Source organism: Escherichia sp. KTE96, from assembly GCF_000408525.1.
Lineage (GTDB): Bacteria > Pseudomonadota > Gammaproteobacteria > Enterobacterales > Enterobacteriaceae > Escherichia > Escherichia marmotae.
Map to the genome: position 1 here is coordinate 319580 of NZ_KE137147.1, position 25076 is coordinate 344655.

Annotated in this window: 26 protein-coding genes and 1 pseudogene; 15 read left to right on the forward strand and 12 right to left on the reverse strand. The window is 50.7% G+C overall.

The features are described from left to right. Positions 1–13: 13 nt before the first annotated feature. A complete protein-coding gene (gene cmtA, locus A1WG_RS16695; protein WP_000428837.1) occupies positions 14–1402 on the reverse strand; it encodes a PTS mannitol transporter subunit IICB in 1389 nt (462 codons plus the stop codon). Positions 1403–1429: 27 nt separating this feature from the next. Beyond that, complete coding sequence (gene cmtB, locus A1WG_RS16690; RefSeq protein ID WP_001236708.1) at positions 1430–1873, reverse strand: PTS mannitol transporter subunit IIA; 444 nt, start codon at positions 1871–1873, stop codon at positions 1430–1432. Between the two features lie 378 nt (positions 1874–2251). Between cmtB and A1WG_RS16685 the strand changes: the two genes are divergently transcribed. Then, complete coding sequence (locus A1WG_RS16685) at positions 2252–3160, forward strand: prohibitin family protein (protein WP_001517050.1); 909 nt, start codon at positions 2252–2254, stop codon at positions 3158–3160. Positions 3161–3202: 42 nt separating this feature from the next. Here A1WG_RS16685 and tkt read toward each other — a convergent pair whose 3' ends face one another. Next, positions 3203–5194 carry a transketolase gene (gene tkt / locus A1WG_RS16680; RefSeq protein ID WP_001517051.1) on the reverse strand — a complete coding sequence of 664 codons (1992 nt, stop codon included), beginning with the start codon at positions 5192–5194 and terminating at the stop codon, positions 3203–3205. Positions 5195–5471: 277 nt separating this feature from the next. Between tkt and loiP the strand changes: the two genes are divergently transcribed. Further along, positions 5472–6230 carry a metalloprotease LoiP gene (gene loiP / locus A1WG_RS16675; protein WP_000701822.1) on the forward strand — a complete coding sequence of 253 codons (759 nt, stop codon included), beginning with the start codon at positions 5472–5474 and terminating at the stop codon, positions 6228–6230. Positions 6231–6359: 129 nt separating this feature from the next. Here loiP and speB read toward each other — a convergent pair whose 3' ends face one another. The 6 genes and pseudogenes from speB to A1WG_RS25255 all read right to left on the reverse strand — a co-directional run bounded on the left by speB (position 6360) and on the right by A1WG_RS25255 (position 11008). Continuing rightward, on the reverse strand, positions 6360–7280 hold the full coding sequence (speB, locus tag A1WG_RS16670; protein ID WP_000105566.1) for an agmatinase: 921 nt from the start codon (positions 7278–7280) through the stop codon (positions 6360–6362). Between the two features lie 135 nt (positions 7281–7415). Continuing rightward, a complete protein-coding gene (locus tag A1WG_RS16665; protein WP_000758927.1) occupies positions 7416–8147 on the reverse strand; it encodes a hypothetical protein in 732 nt (243 codons plus the stop codon). 145 nt (positions 8148–8292) lie between these two features. Next, positions 8293–10269 carry a biosynthetic arginine decarboxylase gene (gene speA, locus A1WG_RS16660; RefSeq protein WP_001517052.1) on the reverse strand — a complete coding sequence of 659 codons (1977 nt, stop codon included), beginning with the start codon at positions 10267–10269 and terminating at the stop codon, positions 8293–8295. Between the two features lie 8 nt (positions 10270–10277). Next, positions 10278–10409 (reverse strand): acid stress response protein YqgB, encoded by a 132-nt coding sequence (gene yqgB / locus A1WG_RS0121490; RefSeq protein WP_001338822.1) that lies wholly within the window; start codon positions 10407–10409, stop codon positions 10278–10280. A gap of 93 nt (positions 10410–10502) precedes the next feature. Then, positions 10503–10646: a protein YqgG gene (gene yqgG, locus A1WG_RS25250; protein ID WP_269446598.1), complete on the reverse strand. Its 144-nt coding sequence runs from the start codon at positions 10644–10646 to the stop codon at positions 10503–10505. 110 nt (positions 10647–10756) lie between these two features. After that, positions 10757–11008 (reverse strand): annotated as a pseudogene (locus A1WG_RS25255) (hypothetical protein). A gap of 55 nt (positions 11009–11063) precedes the next feature. Here A1WG_RS25255 and metK point away from each other — a divergent pair. The 8 genes from metK to ruvX all read left to right on the forward strand — a co-directional run bounded on the left by metK (position 11064) and on the right by ruvX (position 18333). Further along, positions 11064–12218, forward strand: coding sequence for a methionine adenosyltransferase (gene metK / locus A1WG_RS16655; RefSeq protein ID WP_001062125.1), 1155 nt, complete (start codon positions 11064–11066; stop codon positions 12216–12218). A gap of 481 nt (positions 12219–12699) precedes the next feature. Beyond that, positions 12700–14094 (forward strand): galactose/proton symporter, encoded by a 1395-nt coding sequence (gene galP / locus A1WG_RS16650; RefSeq protein WP_001517053.1) that lies wholly within the window; start codon positions 12700–12702, stop codon positions 14092–14094. Positions 14095–14170: 76 nt separating this feature from the next. Next, positions 14171–14668 carry a SprT family zinc-dependent metalloprotease gene (locus tag A1WG_RS16645; protein WP_000856773.1) on the forward strand — a complete coding sequence of 166 codons (498 nt, stop codon included), beginning with the start codon at positions 14171–14173 and terminating at the stop codon, positions 14666–14668. Between the two features lie 94 nt (positions 14669–14762). Further along, entirely contained in the window at positions 14763–15470 is a 708-nt protein-coding gene (endA, locus tag A1WG_RS16640) for a deoxyribonuclease I (protein ID WP_000286521.1), read from the forward strand. Between the two features lie 80 nt (positions 15471–15550). After that, complete coding sequence (gene rsmE / locus A1WG_RS16635; protein ID WP_001517055.1) at positions 15551–16282, forward strand: 16S rRNA (uracil(1498)-N(3))-methyltransferase; 732 nt, start codon at positions 15551–15553, stop codon at positions 16280–16282. Between the two features lie 12 nt (positions 16283–16294). Further along, positions 16295–17245, forward strand: coding sequence for a glutathione synthase (gene gshB, locus A1WG_RS16630; RefSeq protein ID WP_001517056.1), 951 nt, complete (start codon positions 16295–16297; stop codon positions 17243–17245). A gap of 108 nt (positions 17246–17353) precedes the next feature. Continuing rightward, on the forward strand, positions 17354–17917 hold the full coding sequence (locus tag A1WG_RS16625; RefSeq protein ID WP_010378695.1) for a YqgE/AlgH family protein: 564 nt from the start codon (positions 17354–17356) through the stop codon (positions 17915–17917). Further along, positions 17917–18333: a Holliday junction resolvase RuvX gene (gene ruvX / locus A1WG_RS16620; RefSeq protein WP_000017106.1), complete on the forward strand. Its 417-nt coding sequence runs from the start codon at positions 17917–17919 to the stop codon at positions 18331–18333. The genes A1WG_RS16625 and ruvX overlap by 1 nt, the downstream gene beginning before the upstream one ends. A gap of 163 nt (positions 18334–18496) precedes the next feature. Here ruvX and A1WG_RS16615 read toward each other — a convergent pair whose 3' ends face one another. Then, positions 18497–19477 (reverse strand): PilT/PilU family type 4a pilus ATPase, encoded by a 981-nt coding sequence (locus A1WG_RS16615; protein WP_001517057.1) that lies wholly within the window; start codon positions 19475–19477, stop codon positions 18497–18499. 17 nt (positions 19478–19494) lie between these two features. Here A1WG_RS16615 and yggS point away from each other — a divergent pair, with 17 nt between their 5' ends. From yggS to hemW, 5 genes are read left to right on the forward strand one after another with little or no spacing between them, the layout of a single operon-like run. Then, on the forward strand, positions 19495–20199 hold the full coding sequence (gene yggS / locus A1WG_RS16610; protein WP_001517058.1) for a pyridoxal phosphate homeostasis protein: 705 nt from the start codon (positions 19495–19497) through the stop codon (positions 20197–20199). 17 nt (positions 20200–20216) lie between these two features. Continuing rightward, a complete protein-coding gene (gene yggT / locus A1WG_RS16605) occupies positions 20217–20783 on the forward strand; it encodes an osmotic shock tolerance protein YggT (protein ID WP_001094831.1) in 567 nt (188 codons plus the stop codon). Next, on the forward strand, positions 20780–21070 hold the full coding sequence (gene yggU / locus A1WG_RS16600) for a DUF167 family protein YggU (RefSeq protein WP_001277217.1): 291 nt from the start codon (positions 20780–20782) through the stop codon (positions 21068–21070). Before yggT ends, yggU begins: the two co-directional genes overlap by 4 nt. Before the next feature lie 7 nt (positions 21071–21077). Then, positions 21078–21671 (forward strand): XTP/dITP diphosphatase, encoded by a 594-nt coding sequence (locus tag A1WG_RS16595; RefSeq protein ID WP_001174757.1) that lies wholly within the window; start codon positions 21078–21080, stop codon positions 21669–21671. After that, positions 21664–22800 (forward strand): radical SAM family heme chaperone HemW, encoded by a 1137-nt coding sequence (hemW, locus tag A1WG_RS16590; RefSeq protein WP_000239972.1) that lies wholly within the window; start codon positions 21664–21666, stop codon positions 22798–22800. Before A1WG_RS16595 ends, hemW begins: the two co-directional genes overlap by 8 nt. 64 nt (positions 22801–22864) lie before the next feature. Here hemW and A1WG_RS16585 read toward each other — a convergent pair whose 3' ends face one another. Both A1WG_RS16585 and ansB read right to left on the reverse strand, forming a co-directional pair. Next, on the reverse strand, positions 22865–23872 hold the full coding sequence (locus A1WG_RS16585; protein WP_001517059.1) for a DUF1202 family protein: 1008 nt from the start codon (positions 23870–23872) through the stop codon (positions 22865–22867). Positions 23873–23988: 116 nt separating this feature from the next. Further along, complete coding sequence (gene ansB, locus A1WG_RS16580; protein WP_000394192.1) at positions 23989–25035, reverse strand: L-asparaginase 2; 1047 nt, start codon at positions 25033–25035, stop codon at positions 23989–23991. Positions 25036–25076: the final 41 nt, after the last annotated feature.

Below are 25076 nucleotides of genomic sequence, written 5' to 3' on the forward strand. Positions count from 1 at the left end.
TTTACCTCTGCAATCAGTTTTTATGTTCGGCGGTTAATTGATTAAATAAAGTGTCGAGTTTTGGATCGCCAATGTAGTTATTAATCAATATCAGCGGTTTATCCGTCACACGTTTCACTCGTCCTTCCAGACTGGCGTGAGTGACGACGATATCAGCATCCGAAGGCACGTTTTCTATGGCGTAATGTTTTACTTCAATGGTCAGTCCGGCTTTTTCCAGACGTTTGCGGAAGGTGGTTGCCCCCATTGCGCTGGAGCCCATTCCCGCATCACAAACAAAGGCAATACGTTTCACACGACTTAATGAAAATGCACCTTCCTGCTTCATAGCTTTTACCGCATTGGCTGACTCGGTGAACTCATCTTCGCTCTCCGTTTCCACCGTTTTTTCCATCTTCAGTATCAGGGATGTGATGACAAAGGACACCAGAGTACCGACCGTAACACCGGCAATTGTCGCCAGGAACGAGCCTTTCGGCGTCAGTGCCAGATAAGCAAAAATAGAACCCGGGCTAGGACCTGCCACCAGGCCGCCATCCAGCAAATTGAACATCCAGGTGCCAGACATACCGCCTGCAATCATGGCGATAATGGTCAACGGCTTCATCAATACATACGGAAAATACAGCTCGTGGATGCCACCGAGGAAGTGAATAATCATCGCACCAGGCGCAGAGCGTTTGCTCATCCCTTTACCAAACAGAGTGAATGCCAGCAGCAAGCCTAAACCCGGCCCAGGATTGGACGCCACCATAAAGAAGATAGATTTACCGTTAACCGATGCCTGCTGCATTCCCAACGGGTAATAGACGCCCTGATCGATCGCATTATTAAGGAAAAGCACTTTTGCCGGTTCATTGATGACTGACAGCAGAGGTAGATAACCCGCATGTACCAGCGCCTCAATACACTCTTTGACGAAAGTATTGGCAATTAACACTGCCGGACCGATGACTTCAAAGCCCAACAGGCAGAGGATCATCCCGGCAATACCTAATGAGAAGTTATTGATAACCATCTCAAAACCAGCAGGTATGCGTTTTTCCAGTGCTTTATCGACATATTTTATGACCAGACCACCTAACGGCCCCATGATCATCGAACCGAGAAACATCGGAATATCCGCACCGACGATCACACCAATCGTCCCTATTCCCCCCATGACCGCACCGCGTTTACCGCCGACCAGATGACCACCGGTAGAACCAATCATCACGGGCAATAAATAGGTAATCATGGGGCCAACAATTTTGGCGAAGTGTTCGTTAGGCATCCAACCCGTAGGAATAAATAAAGCAGTAATAAAACCCCAGGCAATGAAAGCACCGATATTGGGGATGACCATTGCAGTCAAAAAGCCACCAAAAGCCTGGACCTTTGCACGAGCAGACTTGTTTTCCATAATATTATCCTGTAGAGGAGAGAGTAATTATCCGCGGCTGATAATGTCCGCTAATTGTTTTTTTGATGTTGCTGTTAATAGTTGTTCGAGTATTTCTTCTTCGCACAGTAATTCACTTAACGCCTGAATAGCACCAATGTGCGAATCAGCATCGGCAGCAGAAAGCCCGATGAGTAATTTGATCGGTTCATCACTTCCGGGGAAACAAACTGGCTGTTCGAGTAATGTCAGTGACATCCCGGTTTTAAGCGCCCCACATTCCGGTCGTGCATGGGGCATTGCTACGCCCGGCGCGAGAATATAATAAGGCCCGTTGCGGGTAGTTGAGTCTTTAATAGACTGAATGTAATTCTCGTTGATATAATTTTTTGCTAACAATGACGCCATCGAAAAATCGATAACATCCTGCCAGTCTTTTGCTGAAGATATAACTGAGATTGATGATTCCGGGAAATAATCAATAAGCCGCATAAATTATCCTTATTTTATTTTTAGGGTGCTGTCCGGCGGTAAAAATAAAATACTCGTGCGACTTAATGAAAGCAATTGTGCACGTGAAAACACAAACTCCACGAGCCAAAATAGCAAAGCATTAAATAACAATGACATAAAAATAATTTTACGCAAGTCAACTATATATTTGATATGTATGTCACATAATAGATATTTTATACGTTATTACATTCGTGATGCATATCACCATTTGTTTATTGAATGTTCGAAAACATACTTATTTCATTCGTTGGTTTTCCGCCATTCCCCCTTTATAGATTCTGAATTCTCGACTGTTGGCTGTTTTCTTCTCACCTCATGTGACATATTTCCACACTTCACTCAAGGAAGACTCACATGAAAGCACCTGTTTCAATAACCTCATTCCGCCCACAAAAATCGCTTGCCATCGCCATTGGCGTACTTGCCGTTATTGTGCTGCCATTTCTGTCGTATTACACCGTGAATGAAGGTGAACGTGGTATTTTGTTGCGCTATGGAAAAATAGTAAAAGTTGCCGATCCGGGGCTGGGTTTTAAGATCCCGTTTATGGAAAGCGTAGAGAAAATTTCCACGCGTAATCAGGCTGTTGTCTATCAGGGATTACAGGCATACAGCCGCGACCAGCAACCCGCACAAATGACTGTGTCAGTCAGTTTCCATATTAAGCCTTCGGAAGCAGGCGCGGTTTATACCACCTACAACACCATTGAAGCATTAAAAGATCGCCTGATTGTTCGCCAGTTGCCAACCCAACTGGAGAACGTTTTCGGTCAATATACGGCCATCAGCGCTGTACAGGATCGCACGAAACTGGTTCAGGATCTGCAAAATGCAATGCGCAAAGCCGTTGTTGGTCCGGTGGTGATTGACGGGGTCCAGATTGAAAATATTGATTTTTCGGACGCTTATGAAAAATCAATTGAAGATCGTATGAAAGCGGAAGTCGCCATTGCCACACGGAAACAAAATCTGGAAACAGAGAAAATCCAGGCACAAATTGCGGTAACTCAGGCGCAGGCAGAAGCAGACAGTAAACTGGCGGCAGCCAAAGCAGAAGCAGAGACGATTCGCGTAAGAGGCGCGGCAGAAGCAGAAACTATTCGTTTAAAAAGTGGGGCTGAAGCAGAAGCTATCCGCCTGCGCGGTGAAGCTCTGCGAGATAACCCAGGGCTTGTTGCCCTTACCACTGCCGAACGCTGGGACGGAAAACTGCCCGATACCATGATCCCTGGCAGTACCGTTCCGTTTATCTCAACCAAATAAAAAAGAGCCGCATTTGCGGCTCTTCACACACCATAGTGTTAATTACAGCAGTTCTTTTGCTTTCGCTACCACGTTTTCAACGGTGAAGCCGAACTCTTCGAACAGTTGCTCTGCCGGAGCAGATTCACCAAAGGTGGTCATACCGACGATAGCACCGTTCAGGCCAACATACTTGTACCAGTAGTCAGCAATACCTGCTTCCACTGCAACGCGTGCGGTGACGGCTTTCGGCAGTACGGATTCACGGTAAGCCGCGTCCTGTTTGTCGAACACGTCGGTAGACGGCATGGAAACTACGCGCGCTTTCACGCCTTCAGCAGTCAGTTTTTCGTATGCTGCAACCGCCAGCTCGACTTCAGAACCGGTGGCGATGAAGATCAGTTCCGGTTGACCGGCACAATCTTTCAGCACGTAACCACCGCGCGCGATGTTTGCCAGTTGCTCTTCCGTACGTTCCTGCTGCGCCAGGTTCTGACGGGAGAGGATCAGCGCGGTCGGGCCGTCCTGACGCTCAACGCCATATTTCCACGCAACGGCGGATTCAACCTGGTCACACGGACGCCATGTAGACATGTTCGGGGTCACGCGCAGAGAAGCAACCTGCTCAACCGGCTGGTGAGTCGGGCCGTCTTCGCCCAGACCGATGGAGTCGTGGGTATAAACCATCACCTGACGCTGTTTCATCAGTGCAGCCATACGTACAGCGTTACGTGCGTATTCCACGAACATCAGGAAGGTGGAGGTGTACGGCAGGAAGCCACCGTGCAGGGAGATACCGTTGGCAATCGCGGTCATACCAAATTCGCGAACACCATAATGGATGTAGTTACCAGCAGCATCTTCGTTGATTGCCTTAGAGCCAGACCACAGGGTCAGGTTAGACGGAGCCAGGTCAGCGGAGCCGCCAAGGAATTCCGGCAACAGCGGACCGAATGCTTCGATGGCATTCTGAGACGCTTTACGGCTGGCAATTTTAGCCGGATTAGCCTGCAGTTTAGCAATGAACTCTTTCGCTTTCGCGTCGAAGTCAGACGGCATTTCACCTTTCATACGACGGGTAAATTCAGCCGCTTCTTGCGGGTAAGCTTTCGCGTAAGCCGCAAACTTCTCGTTCCATGCAGACTCTTTCGCCTGACCGGCTTCTTTCGCATCCCACTGAGCATAGATTTCAGACGGGATTTCGAACGGCGCGTATTTCCAGCCTAGCTGCTCACGAGTCAGTGCAATTTCCGCATCGCCCAGCGGCGCGCCGTGGGAGTCATGCGTACCGGCTTTGTTCGGGGAACCGAAACCAATGATAGTTTTGCACATCAGCAGAGACGGTTTGTCAGTCACTGCTCGCGCTTCTTCTACTGCGCGTTTAATAGCGGCAGCGTCGTGACCGTCAATACCGCGGATTACGTGCCAGCCGTAAGCTTCGAAACGCATTGCAGTGTCATCGGTGAACCAGCCTTCAACATGGCCATCGATAGAGATACCGTTGTCATCGTAGAACGCAATCAGTTTACCCAGCTTCAGCGTACCCGCCAGAGAGCAAACCTCGTGGGAAATGCCTTCCATCATGCAGCCGTCGCCCATGAAGGCGTAGGTGTAGTGGTCGACAATGTCGTGACCTGGACGGTTAAACTGCGCCGCCAGCGTTTTTTCTGCAATCGCCATACCGACTGCGTTAGCAATACCCTGACCCAACGGACCGGTGGTGGTTTCTACACCTGCGGTGTAGCCCACTTCCGGGTGGCCCGGAGTTTTGGAGTGCAACTGACGGAAGTTCTTCAGCTCTTCCATTGGCAGATCATAACCAGTGAGGTGCAGCAGGCTGTAGATCAGCATGGAGCCGTGGCCGTTGGACAGCACGAAGCGGTCACGGTCAGCCCAGGACGGATTCTGCGGGTTGTGTTTCAGGAAATCACGCCACAGGACTTCGGCAATGTCAGCCATACCCATCGGGGCGCCCGGGTGACCGGATTTGGCTTTCTGTACTGCGTCCATGCTCAGCGCACGAATAGCATTGGCAAGCTCTTTACGTGAGGACATTTTGACTCCAGATCGGATGATGAAGGGCACGCCCTTAACGACTTGACGACAGCGCGTTTTGGGCTACGCCGGAAAATTTGCCAACAATTTACCGCAAGCCACGCGTCATGTACATGGAACATCCTTTTGCCGGTTCAGAAATCTCTGGATCATGCTCGCATGTTGCGCAATCTGCTCGCCCGTCCGCTGCGCTTTTCCTTATACTTAGACTGAGCGTCGATTCACCTGCAAACGGCGCATTTTTAGAATAATCCTGACTTTGTGCGGAAGAGAAAACATGAAAATTCGCGCCTTATTGATAGCAATGAGCGTGGCAACGGTATTGACCGGTTGCCAGAATATGGACTCCAGTGGGCTGCTCTCATCAGGAGCGGAAGCTTTTCAGGCTTACACTCTGAGTGATGCGCAGGTCAAAGCCCTGAGCGATCAGGCATGTCAGGAGATGGACAGTAAGGCGACGATTGCGCCAGCCAGTAGCGAATATGCTAAACGTCTGGCCACTATTGCCAACGCGCTGGGCAACAATATCAACGGTCAGCCGGTAAATTACAAAGTGTATATGGCAAAGGATGTGAACGCCTTTGCGATGGCCAACGGCTGCATCCGTGTTTATAGCGGACTGATGGATATGATGACTGATAACGAAGTCGAAGCGGTGATCGGTCACGAAATGGGACACGTGGCGTTAGGCCATGTGAAGAAAGGGATGCAGGTCGCGCTTGGAACAAACGCAGTGCGAGTAGCTGCGGCATCGGCGGGCGGGATTGTCGGTAGTTTATCTCAATCACAACTAGGCGATCTGGGCGAGAAATTAGTCAATTCGCAATTCTCCCAGCGTCAGGAAGCTGAGGCGGACGATTACTCCTATGACTTGCTGCGCCAACGCGGCATCAGTCCGGCAGGCCTTGCCACCAGCTTTGAAAAACTGGCGAAGCTGGAAGAAGGCCGTCAAAGCTCAATGTTTGACGACCATCCAGCATCCGCGGAGCGCGCCCAGCATATTCGCGACCGTATGAGCGCTGATGGGGTTAAGTAAGACCTGGTGGTGCCGAACGTAGGTCAGATAAGGCGTTTAGGCCGCATCTGACATATATGGCCAGAGCACATCGCCGGATGCGATGCTGGCGCATCTTATCCGGCCTACGGATGGCATCACATCCGGCGCTTACTCGCCCTTTTTCGCTGCCTGAATATACAGCATCTCCAGCGCCAGCGTTGCCGCTGCCAGAGCAGTGATTTCCGACTGATCGTATGCCGGAGCCACTTCCACTACGTCCATCCCAACGATGTTGAGATCTTTCAGGCCGCGTACCAGTTTAATGGCGCGATCGGAGGTCAGGCCGCCAATTACCGGCGTACCCGTTCCCGGCGCAAACGCAGGATCCAGGCAATCGATATCAAAAGTCAGGTAGACCGGCATATCACCAACAATCTGCTTCACCTGGGCGATAACGTCATCCACGCTGCGATCGTTCACCTGGCAGGCGTCCAGCACGGTAAAGCCGTTGTCTTTATCGAACTCAGTACGAATACCAATTTGCACGGAATGATTCGGGTCAATCAGACCTTCTTTCGGCGCGGTATAAAACATAGTGCCGTGGTCAAATTCACAACCGTTCGCGTAGGTATCGGTGTGGGCGTCAAAGTGTACCAGCGCCATTTTGCCAAAATGTTTAGCATGAGCACGCAGCAGCGGCAGCGTAACAAAGTGGTCACCACCGAAGGAGAGCATACGCTTACCGGCAGCCAGCAGCTTCTCAGCGTGCGCCTGCAGTTTCTCGCTCATTTCACGGGCATCACCGAAGGCATATACCAGATCACCACAGTCGACGACATTCAGACGTTCACGCATGTCGAAATTCCACGGGAAGCGGTTGTGTTCCCAGGCCAGATTAGTCGAAACCTGGCGAATAGCTGCCGGACCGTGACGCCCCCCCGCACGACCAGAAGTAGCCATATCGAACGGCACGCCGGTAATTACCCAGTCAGCATCGCTGTCATACGGCTGGAAGTTCATCGGCAGGCGTAAAAAACCAAAGGCGTTGGAAACCAGTGAGTTATCGTATTGATGACCTAAGGTGCTCATGGATGGACTCCTTTTACAAAGTCGATATAAAAAAACCCTTCCGCGTCGTTAGGCCCGACGAGGAAGGGTTGGATTTGCGAAACACAAGTTTGTGCTAATTATCACCCTAAATGGGTGAAGCATCAAGCGGGGTTGCTATTTACGACACGGTGGTGGCGCATAGCCATTGTTGTCTGCCGGAAAGGCTTGCCCAGAGCACGGCGGTAGCGCATTTTTCGCTGAGCCTTGTAATTCAAAAGCGGCAAAACCAATCACCCCTGTGTTACGTACATCGCCTTGCGCCGAATTGGCGGCGTAGGAATCAGCAACGTTGGCAAACTGAAAAGCAGCTTCGGTATGTTTATCTTTACGGAAACCTTTAATCGCTAACGAATCACCGGCATTCACAATATAGCCATTGTTATTCAGCGAACCTTGCTTGCCGTTCAGAACATCCAGCCCATCAACTGTGGCAACGATCTCATAGTTAGTGTTACGGCTATAGTTACGAACATATAATTGATAATTCATTCCCACTCTGGCATGAACAATATATCGAGGTTTATTATTCGATGAATCATATACCCGCGTAATAGGAAGCGAATTAAAATTAGCATCGCGAATAGCATATTCCAGTTCGTTAATCCGAATGCTATAAACGCGGTCGTATCCGGAAGGAATGTTAGTCGAATAACTAATAACGATCATCTCTGCCGGATCGCGCCAGGCGCGTTCAGCAGATACGCCTTGAACCGTTGAGTGCACATCCCCGCCCCAGGCAGTGCCGACATTGCCAGATGCACTACTATTATACTGCGCATTACTGGAACAACCTGCCAGCAGTACGAACAATCCCACCAGCGCAACGCGTACTTTCCATTTTTTCATAACCGATCCCTCTGCATTTAATTAATGCAGCGATTGTAGGGAGATTATATTAGAAGGAAAGTAACCAGATTATTTTTAAGAATATATAAATAAAAAGCGGGCCGAATTAATCAATTAAATCGGCCCGCCAGCAGAATAATCTTAATTATTCATCTTCAAGGTAGGTATAACCGTACAAACCTGCCTCGAACTCTTCAAGGAACTGTTGTTGCAGTTCGGCATCAAGATCGGTTTTCTTCACCTGGTCACGGAACTGGGTTAACAACGTTTTTGGATCGAGCTGCACATATTGCAGCATATCCGCAACGGTATCGCCCTCGTCAGACAGCTCCACTTCTACGCTGCCGTCAGGGAAGACGAACACGTCAACCGCTTCGGTATCACCAAACAGATTGTGCATGTTGCCGAGGATCTCCTGATAGGCACCGACCATAAAGAAACCGAGCATCGGCGGATTCTCCGGATCGTACTCCGGCATTGGCATTGTCGTAGCAATGCCGTCACCATCGATATAGTGGTCGATAGCTCCATCAGAGTCACAGGTGATATCCAGCAGCACAGCGCGGCGTTCCGGCACTTGATCCAGCCCTTCCAGCGGCAGAACCGGGAACAACTGGTCGATACCCCATGCATCCGGCATCGACTGGAATAGCGAGAAGTTGACGTACATTTTGTCCGCCATACGCTCCTGTAATTCGTCGATAATCGGGCGATGGGCGCGGTTTTGCGGATCCAGTTGCTTCTGCACTTCATGACACATGCTCAAATAGAGCTGTTCTGCCCATGCACGTTCTTGCAGATTGTAAGTACCAGAAGAATAACCAATATGGATATCGTGCAGATCCATCTGGCTATCATGCAGCCATTCACGCAGAGAGCGGCGAGTTCCCGGTTCGTGCATCTCCTTCCAGGTTTCCCACATGCTTTGCAGTGCGCGCGGCGCATCCTCTGCTGGTGCGGTTGGAACGGTGTATTCGTTACGTTCCACACCGATAATATTGGAAACCAGCACAGTGTGATGCGCAGTCACCGCACGACCCGATTCGGTGATCACCGTCGGATGTGGCAGACCATTCTCTTCACAGGCATCGCCAATTGCCCAGATAATGTTATTAGCGTATTCATTGAGGCCGTAGTTCACCGAACAATCGGATTGCGAACGGGTGCCTTCATAATCCACGCCCAGACCACCGCCAACGTCAAAGCACTGAATGTTGACGCCCAGCTTATGCAGCTCAACATAGAAGCGCGCAGATTCACGAACGCCTGTCGCGATATCGCGAATATTCGCCATCTGCGAACCGAGGTGGAAGTGCAGCAGTTGCAGGCTATCGAGACGTCCGGCTTCACGCAGTGTCTCAACCAGTTGCAGTACCTGGGTTGCCGCCAGACCGAACTTCGATTTTTCACCACCGGAAGACTGCCATTTACCAGACCCCTGCGAGGCCAGACGCGCACGTACGCCAAGACGAGGGATCACGTTCAGACGTTCCGCTTCATCCAGCACAATGGCGATTTCAGACATCTTCTCGATAACCAGATAAACCTTATGGCCCATCTTCTCGCCAATCAGCGCCAGGCGGATATATTCGCGGTCTTTATAGCCGTTACAGACGATGACGCTGCGGGTCATGCCAGCATGCGCCAGCACCGCCATCAACTCAGCTTTTGAACCTGCTTCCAGCCCCAGCGGTTCACCAGAATGAATCAAGGACTCAATCACGCGGCGGTGCTGGTTAACCTTGATCGGGTAAACGAGGAAGTAGTCACCGTTATAGCCATAGGATTCCCGCGCACGTTTAAACGCGGCGTTAATAGAACGCAAACGGTGCTGCAGGATCTGCGGAAAGCAGAACAGTGCAGGCAGGCGCTGGCCCTGCGCTTCGCGGGTCTTCACTAACTGCGCGAGATCAACGCGAGCTTCCGGGACGTCCGGGTCAGGGCACACGCTAATGTGACCCAGCTCGTTAACGTCATAGTAGTTATTGCCCCACCAGGCAATATTGTAAGTACGCAGCATCTTGCTGGCTTCCTGGGAGCTCATTGCAACCTCCTGCATGGAGCGTAGTACACCGTGTTCGCCCGCTGACGAAGGCAAACTCATAGACATGTCGTCAGACATAGCGAACCTCAAATTATTTTATTAAGTGTAAAACAGTTAACCACTATCGCAGCCTGAAACTGCGATAACAACCCATAAGCACACGGATTTTCCAGCAGCGTATGCTGACGCTCCGACTGCGCAACCGGTTTCTTTTTCATAACATTATTAAGCACATAACCGAACGTAAGTGTGACAGTCCGGCGAAACCACGAGAAAACTCTTGTATTTACAAGAGCGCCCTTGTTCAGTCATCAGTAACTGTTGCCAGCTCTTGAATCCTGAGAAGCGCCGAGATGGGTATAACATCGGCAGGTATGCAATGCAGAGATGCAGAGTGCGGGGAACGAATCTACACCAGAACGGTGCGACAGATTAAGCAGCAGACAACGATTCATTATTTCGTATCACCTCCACGGCCGCCTGCGAAGACGAACCAACAAGCTAAAACACTGATTTCAACCCGGCTGGAAGTGGCAACACGAAAGGAACGTCGTGTGCTTTTTATTTAAGCCGCGCGCCGCGTTTTATACCCCACAATGGCAGAAAATTGCAAAAGATAAATACACAGAATGCCAGCATTGTCAGGAAAAATTTCCAGCTACGTTTTTAACGGAATGAGATACGCTTCAAAAAAAAGTGGAAATCGGATGACGTCTTGACCTAAAATAGCCATCCAGATGTTAATCCATCCATACTGATTAACACTCAGACTGCCAGTGTTTTTAACCTGCAGAGTCGTGGAAGGAGCCACTACCACAGAAAATCCACACAACAGTTTGAGCTAACTAAATTCTCTTTAGGTGATATTAAATATGGCAAAACACCTTTTTACGTCCGAGTCCGTCTCTGAAGGGCATCCTGACAAAATTGCTGACCAAATCTCTGATGCCGTTTTAGATGCGATCCTCGAACAGGATCCGAAAGCACGTGTTGCTTGCGAAACCTACGTAAAAACCGGCATGGTTTTAGTTGGCGGTGAAATCACCACCAGCGCCTGGGTGGACATTGAAGAGATCACCCGTAACACCGTTCGCGAAATTGGCTATGTGCATTCCGACATGGGCTTTGACGCTAACTCTTGTGCGGTTCTGAGCGCTATCGGCAAACAGTCCCCTGACATTAACCAGGGCGTTGATCGTGCTGATCCGCTGGAACAAGGCGCTGGCGACCAGGGTCTGATGTTTGGCTATGCCACCAACGAAACCGATGTGCTGATGCCTGCGCCAATCACCTATGCACACCGTCTGGTACAACGTCAGGCTGAAGTGCGTAAAAACGGCACTCTGCCGTGGCTGCGCCCGGACGCAAAAAGCCAGGTTACTTTCCAGTATGACGACGGCAAAATCGTTGGCATCGATGCAGTAGTGCTTTCCACCCAGCACTCTGAAGATATCGATCAGAAATCCCTGCAAGAAGCGGTAATGGAAGAGATCATTAAGCCGATCCTGCCAGCAGAATGGCTGACTTCCGCAACCAAATTCTTCATCAACCCGACCGGACGTTTTGTTATCGGCGGCCCGATGGGTGACTGCGGTCTGACGGGGCGTAAAATTATCGTTGATACCTACGGCGGCATGGCTCGTCACGGTGGCGGCGCGTTTTCTGGTAAAGATCCATCCAAAGTGGACCGTTCCGCAGCTTACGCAGCACGCTATGTTGCGAAAAACATCGTGGCAGCGGGTCTGGCTGACCGTTGTGAAATTCAGGTTTCCTACGCGATCGGCGTGGCTGAACCGACTTCCATCATGGTAGAAACTTTCGGTACTGAGAAAGTCCCTACTGAACAACTGACCCTGCTGGTGCGCGAGTTCTTCGACCTGCGTCCATACGGTCTGATTAAGATGCTGGATCTGCTGCACCCAATCTATAAAGATACCGCTGCATATGGTCACTTTGGTCGCGAGCATTTCCCGTGGGAAAAAACCGACAAAGCGCAGCTACTGCGCGATGCCGCCGGTCTGAAATAATCTTTCATCCCCGCTTTCTAAGGCCAGCCTCGCACTGGCCTTTTTCTTTTCTAAAAAATGCCCAATGCGCTACGCTTACCAGGCCTACAACCATTGCTACATGTAGGCTGGCTAAAACGTTCACGCCGCATCCGGCAAAAGCCGCCCACACGATAGCAACATTCCGTTGCTGAACACGTTTATCCGTAGTTCATCACAACAACTGAAACCGATTACACCAACCATAGCAACCCAGTATTTATAATATTTTCATCATATTATTCAGTTTTCATGATTGTTACATTTCTTTTCAGCAAAGTCTTAATTGCAGATAACTTCGCTTAATCTATGATGTTATAACTCAATTGTTTTCATGTACTTAAATTATAACCACTATAAATGTTAGTGTAAGCGATTACACTGATGTGACATGCTTCACATCTTTTTGCGTCGTACTCACCTATCTTAATTCACAATAAAAAATAACATATTGGAGGGCATCATGCCTGACGCTAAAAAACAGGGGCGGTCAAACAAGGCAATGACGTTTTTCGTCTGCTTCCTTGCCGCTCTGGCGGGATTACTCTTTGGCCTGGATATCGGTGTAATTGCTGGCGCACTGCCGTTTATTGCAGATGAATTCCAGATTACCTCGCACACGCAAGAATGGGTCGTAAGCTCCATGATGTTTGGTGCGGCAGTCGGTGCGGTGGGTAGCGGCTGGCTCTCTTTTAAACTCGGACGTAAAAAGAGCCTGATGATCGGCGCTATTCTGTTTGTTGCTGGTTCGCTGTTCTCAGCCGCAGCGCCAAACGTTGAAGTACTGATTCTTTCTCGCGTTCTGCTGGGTCTGGCGGTGGGTGTTGCTTCCTATACCGCGCCACTATACCTCTCCGAAATTGCGCCAGAGAAAATTCGTGGCAGTATGATCTCGATGTATCAGTTGATGATTACCATCGGCATTCTCGGCGCTTATCTTTCTGATACCGCCTTCAGCTACACCGGCGCATGGCGCTGGATGCTGGGTGTGATTATCATCCCGGCAATTCTGCTACTGATTGGTGTTTTCTTCCTGCCAGACAGCCCACGTTGGTTTGCCGCCAAACGCCGTTTTGTTGATGCCGAACGCGTGCTGCTGCGCCTGCGCGACACCAGCGCGGAAGCGAAACGCGAACTGGATGAAATCCGTGAAAGTTTGCAGGTCAAACAGAGCGGTTGGGCACTGTTTAAAGAAAACAGCAACTTCCGTCGTGCGGTATTCCTTGGCGTGCTGTTACAGGTGATGCAGCAATTCACCGGGATGAACGTCATCATGTATTACGCGCCCAAAATCTTCGAACTGGCGGGTTATACCAATACTACTGAGCAAATGTGGGGGACAGTGATCGTTGGTCTGACCAACGTACTCGCCACCTTTATCGCTATTGGTCTGGTTGACCGCTGGGGACGGAAACCGACGCTGACGCTGGGCTTCATGGTAATGGCTGCTGGCATGGGCATACTGGGTACGATGATGCATATCGGTATCCACTCACCGTCGGCGCAGTATTTTGCCATTGCCATGCTGCTGATGTTTATTGTCGGTTTTGCCATGAGCGCAGGTCCGTTGATTTGGGTACTGTGTTCTGAAATTCAGCCGCTGAAAGGCCGCGATTTTGGCATCACCTGCTCCACCGCCACCAACTGGATTGCCAACATGATCGTCGGCGCAACGTTCCTGACTATGCTCAACACGCTGGGCAACGCCAACACCTTCTGGGTGTATGCGGCTCTGAACGTGTTGTTTATCCTGCTGACATTGTGGCTGGTACCGGAAACCAAACACGTTTCGCTGGAACACATTGAACGTAATCTGATGAAGGGTCGTAAACTGCGCGAAATCGGCGCTCACGATTAATCGTCTCTGGCTTCCTCCCGTCGCGGAGGAAGCCACCTCTTGCAGTCATCTTTTCTTCGCTTTATCCTCAGCCGCTATGAAAACGCCCCGTCTCCCTATCGCCATCCAACAGGCCGTTATGCGTCGTCTGCGGGAAAAACTCGCCCAGGCCAACCTGAAGCTGGAGCGTAATTACCCGGAGCCAAAAATCGCTTACACCCAGCGTGGTACATCCGCCGGTACTGCCTGGCTGGACAGCTATGAAATTCGTCTCAATCCGGTGCTGTTGATGGAAAACAGCGAAGCTTTTATAGAAGAAGTCGTACCGCACGAGCTGGCGCATTTACTGGTGTGGAAACACTTTGGTCGCGTGGCACCGCATGGCAAAGAGTGGAAATGGATGATGGAAAGTGTGCTGGGTGTTCCCGCCCGCCGCACGCATCAATTTGAGCTACAATCCGTACGCCGCAACACCTTCCCCTACCGCTGTAAATGCCAGGAGCATCAGCTTACCGTGCGCCGCCATAACCGTGTGGTGCGTGGAGAGGCCGTCTATCGCTGCGTTCATTGCGGCGAACAACTGGTTGCGAAATAACCACCTGAACTATCAGGAACTTTCCTGATCTGGCTGATTGCATAGTAAAACAACTTTCGCTACGTTGCTGGCTCGTTTTAACACGGAGTAAATGATGTACCGTTATTTGTCTGTTGCTGCGGTGATACTGAGCGCAGCATTTTCCGGCCAGGTATTGGCCGAAGGCATCAATAGTTTTTCCCAGGCGAAAAATGCGGCAGTAAAAGTCTATGCTGACGCACCGGGAACATTTTACTGCGGCTGTAAAATCAACTGGCAGGGTAAAAAAGGCGTTGTGGATCTGGAGTCATGCGGATATCAGGTACGCAAAAATGAAAATCGCGCCAGTCGTGTGGAGTGGGAACACGTGGTTCCCGCCTGGCAGTTCGGCCACCAGCGTCAATGCTGGCAAGACGGCGGACGTAAAAACTGCGCCAAAGATCCGGTTTATCGCAAAATGGAAAGCGATATGCATAACCTGCAGCCCTCGATAGGCGAAGTGAACGGCGATCGCGGCAACTTTATGTACAGTCAGTGGAATGGTGGCGAGGGTCAGTATGGACAGTGCGCCATGAAGGTGGATTTCAAAGAAAAAGTGGCGGAACCACCAGCTCATACGCGAGGCATCATTGCCAGAACTTATTTCTATATGCGTGACCAGTACAACCTGACACTCTCACGCCAGCAAACGCAACTGTTTAACGCCTGGAACAAGATGTATCCGGTCACCGATTGGGAGTGCGAGCGCGACGAACGCATTGCAAAGGTGCAAGGCAATCATAACCCGTATGTGCAACGCGCTTGCCAGGCGCAAAAGAGCTAACCTACACTAGCGGGATTCTTTTTGTTAAACCCCTACCCCACGCAGGCAACTGCGTGGGGAGACGACGCGGATTTTTAACCATGCGTATCCCCCGCATTTATCATCCTGAACCATTAATCAGCAACTCGCACATTGCTCTTTGCGAAGATGCCGCTAACCATATCGGCCGTGTACTGCGTATGGGGCCTGGTCAGGCGTTACAGTTATTTGACGGTAGCAACCAGGTCTTTGACGCAGAGATTACCAGCGCCAGCAAAAAAAGCGTGGAAGTTAACGTGCTGGAAGGTCAGCTCGACGATCGTGAATCGCCTCTGCATATTCATCTCGGTCAGGTAATGTCACGCGGTGAAAAAATGGAATTCACTATCCAGAAATCGATCGAACTTGGAGTAAGCCTCATTACGCCACTTTTTTCTGAACGCTGCGGCGTTAAACTGGATAGCGAACGTCTGAACAAGAAGCTCCAGCAGTGGCAGAAAATTGCGATTGCCGCCTGCGAGCAGTGTGGTCGTAACCGGGTGCCGGAGATCCGTCCGGCAATGGATCTGGAAGCCTGGTGTGCAGAGCAAGATGAAGGACTGAAACTGAATCTTCACCCGCGCGCCAGTAACAGCATTAACACGCTGCCGTTGCCGGTCGAACGCATCCGCCTGCTGATTGGCCCGGAAGGCGGATTATCAGCAGATGAAATTGCCATGACTGCCCGCTATCAATTTACTGATATCCTGCTGGGACCTCGCGTTTTGCGTACAGAGACAACTGCGCTCACCGCCATAACTGCGCTACAAGTACGTTTTGGTGATCTGGGCTAACGGAGAAAAATAATGATCAAGCTCGGCATCGTGATGGACCCCATCGCAAGCATCAACATCAAGAAAGATTCCAGTTTCGCTATGTTGCTGGAAGCACAACGTCGTGGTTACGAACTTCACTATATGGAGATGGGCGATCTCTATTTGATCAATGGTGAGGCTCGCGCTCGTACCCGTACTTTGAGCGTCGAACAGAACTACGATAAATGGTACGAGTTCACGGGTGAGCAGGATCTGCAACTGGCCGATCTCGACGTGATCCTGATGCGTAAAGATCCGCCGTTTGATACCGAGTTTATCTACGCCACTTATATTCTGGAACGTGCTGAAGAGAAAGGAACGTTGATCGTTAACAAGCCACAGAGCCTGCGCGACTGTAACGAAAAACTGTTTACCGCCTGGTTCTCTGACTTAACACCAGAAACGCTGGTCACGCGTAATAAAGTACAGTTGAAAGCGTTCTGGGAAAAGCACACCGACATTATCCTTAAACCGCTGGACGGCATGGGTGGCGCGTCGATTTTCCGCGTGAAAGAAGGCGATCCGAACCTCGGCGTGATTGCCGAAACCCTGACTGAGCACGGTACTCGCTACTGTATGGCGCAAAATTACCTGCCTGCCATTAAAGATGGCGACAAACGCGTTCTGGTGGTGGATGGCGAGCCCGTACCGTACTGCCTGGCGCGTATTCCGCAGGGTGGCGAAACCCGTGGCAATCTGGCTGCCGGTGGTCGCGGCGAACCTCGTCCGCTAACTGAAAGTGACTGGAAAATCGCCCGCCAGGTAGGGCCGACGCTGAAAGAAAAAGGGCTAATTTTTGTTGGCCTGGATATTATCGGAGACCGCCTGACTGAAATTAACGTCACCAGCCCAACCTGTATTCGTGAGATTGAAGCAGAGTTTCCGGTCTCGATCACCGGAATGCTAATGGATGCCATCGAAGCACGTTTACAGCAACGATAACCCAGCTTAACGAGAGGGATCTCGTTGAGACTATGAGTGACAGCGCCCGTCTTTCCACGCATACTGGGCGCTGTTGCTTTTTTGAACCAGGAAACAGAACCTCTGACAATGAATTTACAGCATCACTTTCTTATTGCCATGCCTGCTCTCCAGGATCCGATTTTCCGTCGTTCGGTGGTCTACATTTGCGAACATAATCCAGAGGGTGCAATGGGGATTATCATTAACAAGCCTCTGGAAAATCTTAAAATTGAAGGGATTCTGGAAAAATTAAAGATCACGCCGGAGCCGCGTGATGAGTCAATCCGTCTGGACAAGCCTGTTATGCTCGGTGGCCCACTGGCTGAAGATCGTGGGTTTATTTTGCATACTCCACCATCAAATTTTACTTCCAGTATTCGCATTTCAGACAACACGGTGATGACCACTTCCCGTGATGTGCTGGAAACGCTCGGCACCGATAAACAACCCTCTGACGTGATGGTTGCGTTGGGTTACTCCTCCTGGGATAAAGGCCAACTGGAACAAGAAATTCTCGACAACGCCTGGCTAACCGCTCCGGCAGATCTGAATATTCTGTTCAAAACACCGATAGCCGACCGCTGGCGCGATGCGGCAAGGCTGATTGGTGTTGATATTCTTACCATGCCTGATGTGGCGGGACACGCCTGATGAGCGGGACTTTACTTGCCTTCGACTTCGGCACCAAAAGCATTGGCGTAGCGGTTGGTCAACGCATTACTGGCACCGCTCGCCCTTTGCCTGCGATTAAAGCGCAGGACGGTACGCCGGACTGGAATATTATCGAGCGTTTGTTGAAAGAGTGGCAGCCAGACGAAATCATCGTCGGTTTGCCGCTGAACATGGACGGCACCGAACAACCGCTAACCGCCCGGGCGCGTAAATTCGCCAACCGTATTCATGGTCGTTTCGGTGTTGAAGTAAAGCTACATGACGAACGTCTTAGCACCGTGGAAGCGCGTTCCGGCCTGTTTGAACAGGGCGGTTATCGGGCGCTCAACAAAGGCAAAGTCGACTCTGCCTCTGCGGTTATCATTCTCGAAAGTTATTTTGAGCAGGGATATTAAGGCGATTTGCAAGCCTGGCAAATTGTAGATAGCGTCATCGCCCGTCTTGCCGGATGCGGCGTAAACGCCTTATCCGGCCTACATTTGGCAGCGATTGTAGGTCTGATAAGACGCGTCAGCGTCGCATCAGGCATATTTACGATGCTAATCAGCCGCTTTAGCCTCACAAGCGCCCTTCTTTCACCCGCTGCTGATAACTCTGCTGAAAAGTTAACATCCCCACCTGCTGCCCGGTTTGAATAACATGTGGCAACTGGTGGGTTTTCCCTTCGCGTATCAAATTCCCCACCGCTGGCGTGTTAATCAACAATTCAAACAGCGCCACGCGCCCTTCCTGCTTATCCACTTCCAGCTTTTGTGACAACACCGCCCGCAAACTACCGGCCAGTTGATTACGCACGGGATCTTTTTCCTGTGCCGGAAATGAATCTACCAGCCGCTCGACCGCCTGCGCTGCACCGCGCGTATGTAAGGTTGCCAGCACCAGATGCCCGGTTTCTGCCGCCGTCAGCGCCAGACGGATTGTCTCGCTATCACGCAGCTCTCCGAGCAATATCACATCGGGATCTTCCCGCAATGCCGCACGTAATCCCGATGCAAACGTCATACAGTGCAAACCAATCTCTCGCTGCTGGATCAAGCATCGCTGGCTGGCATAGAGATATTCAACAGGATCTTCCAGCGTCAGAATATGCGCATCGGCATGTTGATTGAGATAACCAACCATCGCCGCCAGTGTGGTCGATTTGCCGCTCCCCGTCGCTCCCGTCACCAGAATCAGGCCATTCTCGCTATTGAGTAATTCCGGCAATACCGGCGGCGCGCCAAGTTGTTCGAGCTGCGGGCAATGCGCAGGTAACAACCGTAACGCCAGAGAAATGCCTTGCCGCTGCGCAAACGCACTGCCTCGTAGCCGCTGGTTTTCAGCCAGCGATACCGCAAAATCAAGCTGGCCATTCTCAAGCAATATCGCCCGTTGATCGTCATCCAGCCACTCCCGCAACAACTCTTCGACGTCTGGCGCGTCAAACGGCGCGACCTCCATTCTCCCTCGAATGCGCCATCGTGCTGGCCAGGCGCTGCACAGGTGTAGATCCGAGACGTTATGCTTTACACTAAGGGTCACAATTTCTTCCATATTCATACTAAGATCCTCGGAAAATGAACGATATTGCGCATAACCTGGCACAGGTTCGGGACAAAATCTCAACGGCTGCAACGCGTTGCGGCCGTTCTCCAGAAGAAATTACGCTGCTTGCAGTCAGTAAAACAAAACCTGCGAGCGCCATCGCAGAAGCCATCGACGCCGGGCAGCGTCAATTTGGTGAAAACTATGTTCAGGAAGGGGTAGATAAAATTCGCCACTTTCAGGAACTGGGCGTAACAGGATTAGAGTGGCATTTTATTGGCCCGTTGCAGTCTAATAAAAGCCGCCTGGTGGCAGAGCATTTCGACTGGTGTCATACCATCGACCGTTTGCGTATCGCCACCCGTCTTAACGATCAGCGTCCGGCAGAACTTCTCCCTCTTAACGTACTGATTCAAATCAACATTAGCGATGAAAACAGTAAGTCAGGCATTCAACTGGCAGAGCTGGACGAGCTGGCAGCAGCGGTCGCAGAACTACCGCGTTTACGCCTGCGCGGGCTAATGGCGATCCCCGCGCCAGAGTCAGAATATGTAAGGCAGTTTGAAGTTGCACGCCAAATGGCTGTAGCATTTGCCGGACTGAAAACGAGCTACCCGCATGTCGACACCCTCTCTCTGGGGATGTCAGATGATATGGAAGCCGCCATTGCGGCAGGTAGCACGATGGTTCGCATCGGCACTGCTATCTTTGGTGCACGTGATTACTCTAAAAAATAAGGAATTAAAGGAACGCCATGAATACGTTGACTTTCCTGCTTTCAACGGTCATTGAGCTGTATACCATGGTGCTGTTATTACGCATCTGGATGCAGTGGGCTCATTGTGATTTTTATAACCCCTTCTCACAGTTTGTGGTGAAGGTGACGCAGCCGATTATCGGGCCACTGCGCCGCGTTATTCCGGCAATGGGGCCGATTGACAGCGCCTCACTGCTGGTGGCGTACATTTTGAGTTTCATCAAAGCCATCGTCCTGTTCAAAGTCGTAACCTTCCTGCCGATCATCTGGATTGCCGGTTTGCTGATTCTGCTGAAAACTATCGGCCTGCTGATCTTCTGGGTACTGCTGGTGATGGCGATAATGAGCTGGGTAAGTCAGGGTCGCAGCCCAATTGAATATGTGCTGATCCAGCTTGCCGATCCGCTACTGCGTCCGATTCGCCGCCTGCTACCGGCAATGGGAGGGATTGATTTCTCACCAATGATCCTCGTACTGCTGCTGTATGTCATCAATATGGGTGTCGCAGAAGTATTACAGGCAACCGGAAACATGCTGCTGCCGGGGCTGTGGATGGCGTTATGAGTGCCGTAACAGTAAACGATGACGGTCTGGTATTACGGCTTTATATCCAGCCGAAAGCCAGCCGTGATTCTATTGTCGGTTTACATGGCGACGAAGTAAAAGTCGCCATTACCGCACCGCCGGTCGACGGCCAGGCCAACAACCATCTGGTGAAGTTTCTCGGTAAGCAGTTCCGGGTCGCGAAAAGCCAGGTGGTGATTGAAAAAGGCGAACTTGGCCGCCACAAACAAATTAAAATCATTAATCCGCAACAAATCCCGCCAGAAATCGCGGCGTTAATTAATTAGGTATCCTATGCAAAAAGTTGTCCTCGCAACCGGCAATGCCGGTAAAGTGCGTGAGCTGGCGTCGCTGCTTAGCGACTTCGGTCTTGATATCGTGGCCCAAACGGAACTTGGCGTCGATTCCGCCGAAGAGACCGGCCTGACCTTTATCGAAAACGCGATCCTGAAAGCGCGCCACGCTGCAAAAGCGACCGGTTTACCGGCGATTGCCGACGATTCCGGTCTGGCGGTTGATGCGCTTGGCGGAGCGCCGGGTATTTACTCCGCTCGTTATTCCGGTGAAGACGCAACCGATCAAAAGAATCTGCAAAAACTGCTGGAAACCCTGAAAGACGTACCGGACGACCAACGTCAGGCACGTTTCCACTGCGTGCTGGTGTATCTGCGTCATGCGGAAGATCCGACTCCGCTGGTGTGCCACGGTTGCTGGCCTGGCGTGATTACCCGTGAACCTGCTGGTACTGGTGGCTTTGGTTATGATCCGATTTTCTTCGTGCCTTCTGAAGGCAAAACCGCTGCCGAACTGACTCGCGAAGAGAAGAGTGCCATTTCCCACCGTGGTCAGGCGTTGAAACTGCTGCTGGACGCGCTACGTAATGGTTAAGTTACCGCCGCTCAGTCTCTACATTCACATCCCGTGGTGTGTGCAGAAATGCCCGTACTGCGATTTCAACTCTCACGCGTTGAAAGGAGAAGTGCCGCACGACGATTATGTTCAGCATCTGCTTAACGATCTGGACAATGATGTGGCTTATGCTCAGGGGCGTGAAGTGCAGACAATATTTATTGGCGGTGGTACGCCGAGCCTGCTTTCTGGCCCGGCGATGCAAACGCTGCTGGACGGCGTGCGTGCGCGTTTGCCGCTGGCAGCGGATGCAGAAATTACTATGGAAGCGAATCCTGGTACGGTAGAAGCCGATCGCTTTGTTGATTATCAGCGTGCCGGTGTGAACCGCATCTCTATTGGTGTGCAGAGTTTTAGCGAAGAAAAGCTGAAACGACTTGGACGCATTCATGGCCCGCAAGAAGCGAAACGGGCAGCGAATCTGGCAAGCGGGCTGGGGCTGCGTAGTTTTAATCTTGATTTGATGCACGGGTTGCCTGATCAATCACTGGAAGAGGCGCTTGGCGATCTGCGCCAGGCCATTGAACTGAATCCGCCGCATCTTTCCTGGTATCAGTTGACCATCGAACCCAATACGTTGTTTGGTTCGCGGCCACCGGTGCTACCGGACGACGACGCACTGTGGGATATTTTCGAACAGGGGCATCAGTTATTAACCGCAGCGGGTTATCAGCAATATGAAACCTCCGCTTACGCCAAACCGGGTTATCAATGCCAACACAATCTCAACTACTGGCGATTTGGTGACTACCTCGGCATCGGCTGCGGCGCGCATGGCAAAGTGACCTTCCCGGACGGGCGCATTCTGCGTACCACCAAAACGCGTCACCCGCGTGGTTTTATGCAGGGGCGTTATCTGGAAAGCCAGCGTGATGTAGAAGCCGCTGATAAGCCGTTCGAGTTCTTTATGAATCGCTTCCGTTTGCTGGAGGCCGCGCCACGCGTGGAGTTTAGCCAGTATACCGGCCTTTGCGAAGAAGTGATTCGCTCTCAGTTAGACGAGGCTATCGCTCAGGGTTATCTCACCGAATGTGCGGATTACTGGCAGATAACGGAACATGGGAAGTTGTTTTTAAATTCACTGCTGGAACTGTTTCTGGCCGAGTAAACTTGTTCTGCCGGATGCGGCGTAAACGCCACATCCGGCTACAAGCCATGCATCATCGCAAAAATTACTTAATCACCCCATTACGCCGCAGTTGTTCGGTATCTTTTTTCCAGCGTTCATTAGCCTGGTTGATATCGTCAATCTTCATCAAAATCGCGACTTTTTTACTGTTTATTTCCGAAACTTTCATCGTTAACGGATATTGCCCTTTTTCAAGCTTTATCCAGTCATCCTGCAATTTACGGCTGAGTTTTTGTGATTGCAGAAAAGTCTGTCGCCGCTGCTCGTTGATATCAAAATCCCGTTTCTGCTGAATCGGCACTTCATAACACTCTTCACTCTGTTTATGACATGCCGCAATCGCCGGTTGATAGACCTCTTTGTCATATTTAGCCGCGAACACCTCGCTATCATTCTGTTTATTAAACGCATCCCGTTGCTGGTGTATTTTTTTAAAAGCGTCTTCACGAGTCATTTGCTTGCCATCTGCCCCTTTTCCCCAATAAGCATTCGCCGCTTTCTGTGCCGCAACCATTTGCTTATCAAGCTCTTTCACTTCCTTTTCCAGCCCCGAAATCGAATTCATCTGCACATTCAGCGCTGACTCAAGCTGACTAAAGCGATAATTGAAATCTTCGCTATTCACAATCAGGTACTTATTATTCGTTTTGATATCATCAACAAACCGCCCACTATCGCTGGCTGCTGCCTGAAAAGAGTAAAAATTCACCGTCCAGCCAGACGCGGGCGTTCCTTTACTGGTTAACATCGCTGAGAATTTTACGGGTTTATCTTTCACCCAGGTCTGTTCCAGAAGTTGATAATCTGCCAACTGACCGATCCAGGTATAGAGATCATCGTTAGAAGAGACATCACCTTCCGCAGACCAGGTGGCCTGATTCCCCTTCGCATCAAGGTTTTTTAAATTGATGGTATCCAGTTTGAGAATGCCGTGATATTGCTTTTTGAATTGATCTTTTAAGACATTTTCAGTTGGCGGTTCACCATCGGCCCAGCCATAACCTGACATCAACACAAACAACGCCGTACCTACAATCCATTGTTTTTTCACAGTGAAAGTCTCGCGTGGAATAATTTATTCATGTGATTATCATCATGATAATTATGATTGACAATGGACGTGAGTCTGAAGTGAGAAAGCCCCGGCACGATACCGGGGCGAGGCGATTAGTACTGATTGAAAATCTGCTGGATCTGCTGTGGATCTTTAGTTTGCGTCAGCGCCAGTTGCAGCAGAACGCGCGCTTTTTGCGGGTTCAGCGTACCAGAGGCGACGAAACCGTATTTCGCATCATCCACTTCGGCATCCTGAGTGGTTGCGCCCGTCGGTACGCGAGAAGAACGCACTACCGCAGTGCCGTTTTTCGCCGCGGTTGCCAGGGTGTCGAATACGGTTTTATACAGGTTACCGTTACCCACACCGGCGCTAACGATGCCGTCATAGCCCGCATCTACCAGTGCTTTTGCCGGAAGATCGGATGCGTTAGCATAGTTATAAACGATACCAACTTTCGGCAGTTCATTCAGCTTAGAGACATCAAACGGCGTATCGCTGGTGTGCTTACGCGCCGGAGTACGCTGATAGTCGATTTTACCGTTGTGAATGTAACCCAGTGGACCGAAGTTAACAGACTTGAAGGTCGCTACATCGGTAGTGTTGGTTTTGGTCACGTCACGACCATCCAGCACGGTGTCGTTCATCACTACCAGCACGCCACGGTTAGCGGAGGCTTTATCTGCTGCGGTCACTACCGCGTTATACAGGTTGAATGGACCGTCTGCGCTCATGGAGGTGGACGGACGCATTGCGCCGACCATCACTACTGGCTTATCACATTTTACGGTCAGATCGAGGAAGTAAGCGGTTTCTTCCATCGTGTCTGTACCGTGAGTAATGACGAAGCCGTCAGTTTTATCGCAGTCGGTATTAATTTTTTTCGCCAGTGTCAGCCAGACATTATCATTCATGTCCTGGGAGCCGATGTTAACGACCTGCTCGCCTTTAACGTTCGCAATGTCCTTCAATTGCGGCACCGCATTGACCAGGTTTTCTACGCCAACTTTACCCGCTGTGTAGTTAGATTTGGTTGCGGAGTCACCACCACCGGCAATCGTCCCGCCGGTCGCTAAAATGGTGATATTCGGTAATGCTAATGCTGCACCACTAAAACCCATAACCAGTGCGGCAAGTGCCGTCTTTCTGAAAAACTCCATTTCATTCCTCCAGTTACGTGAACGCTACGTATTATCCCTTA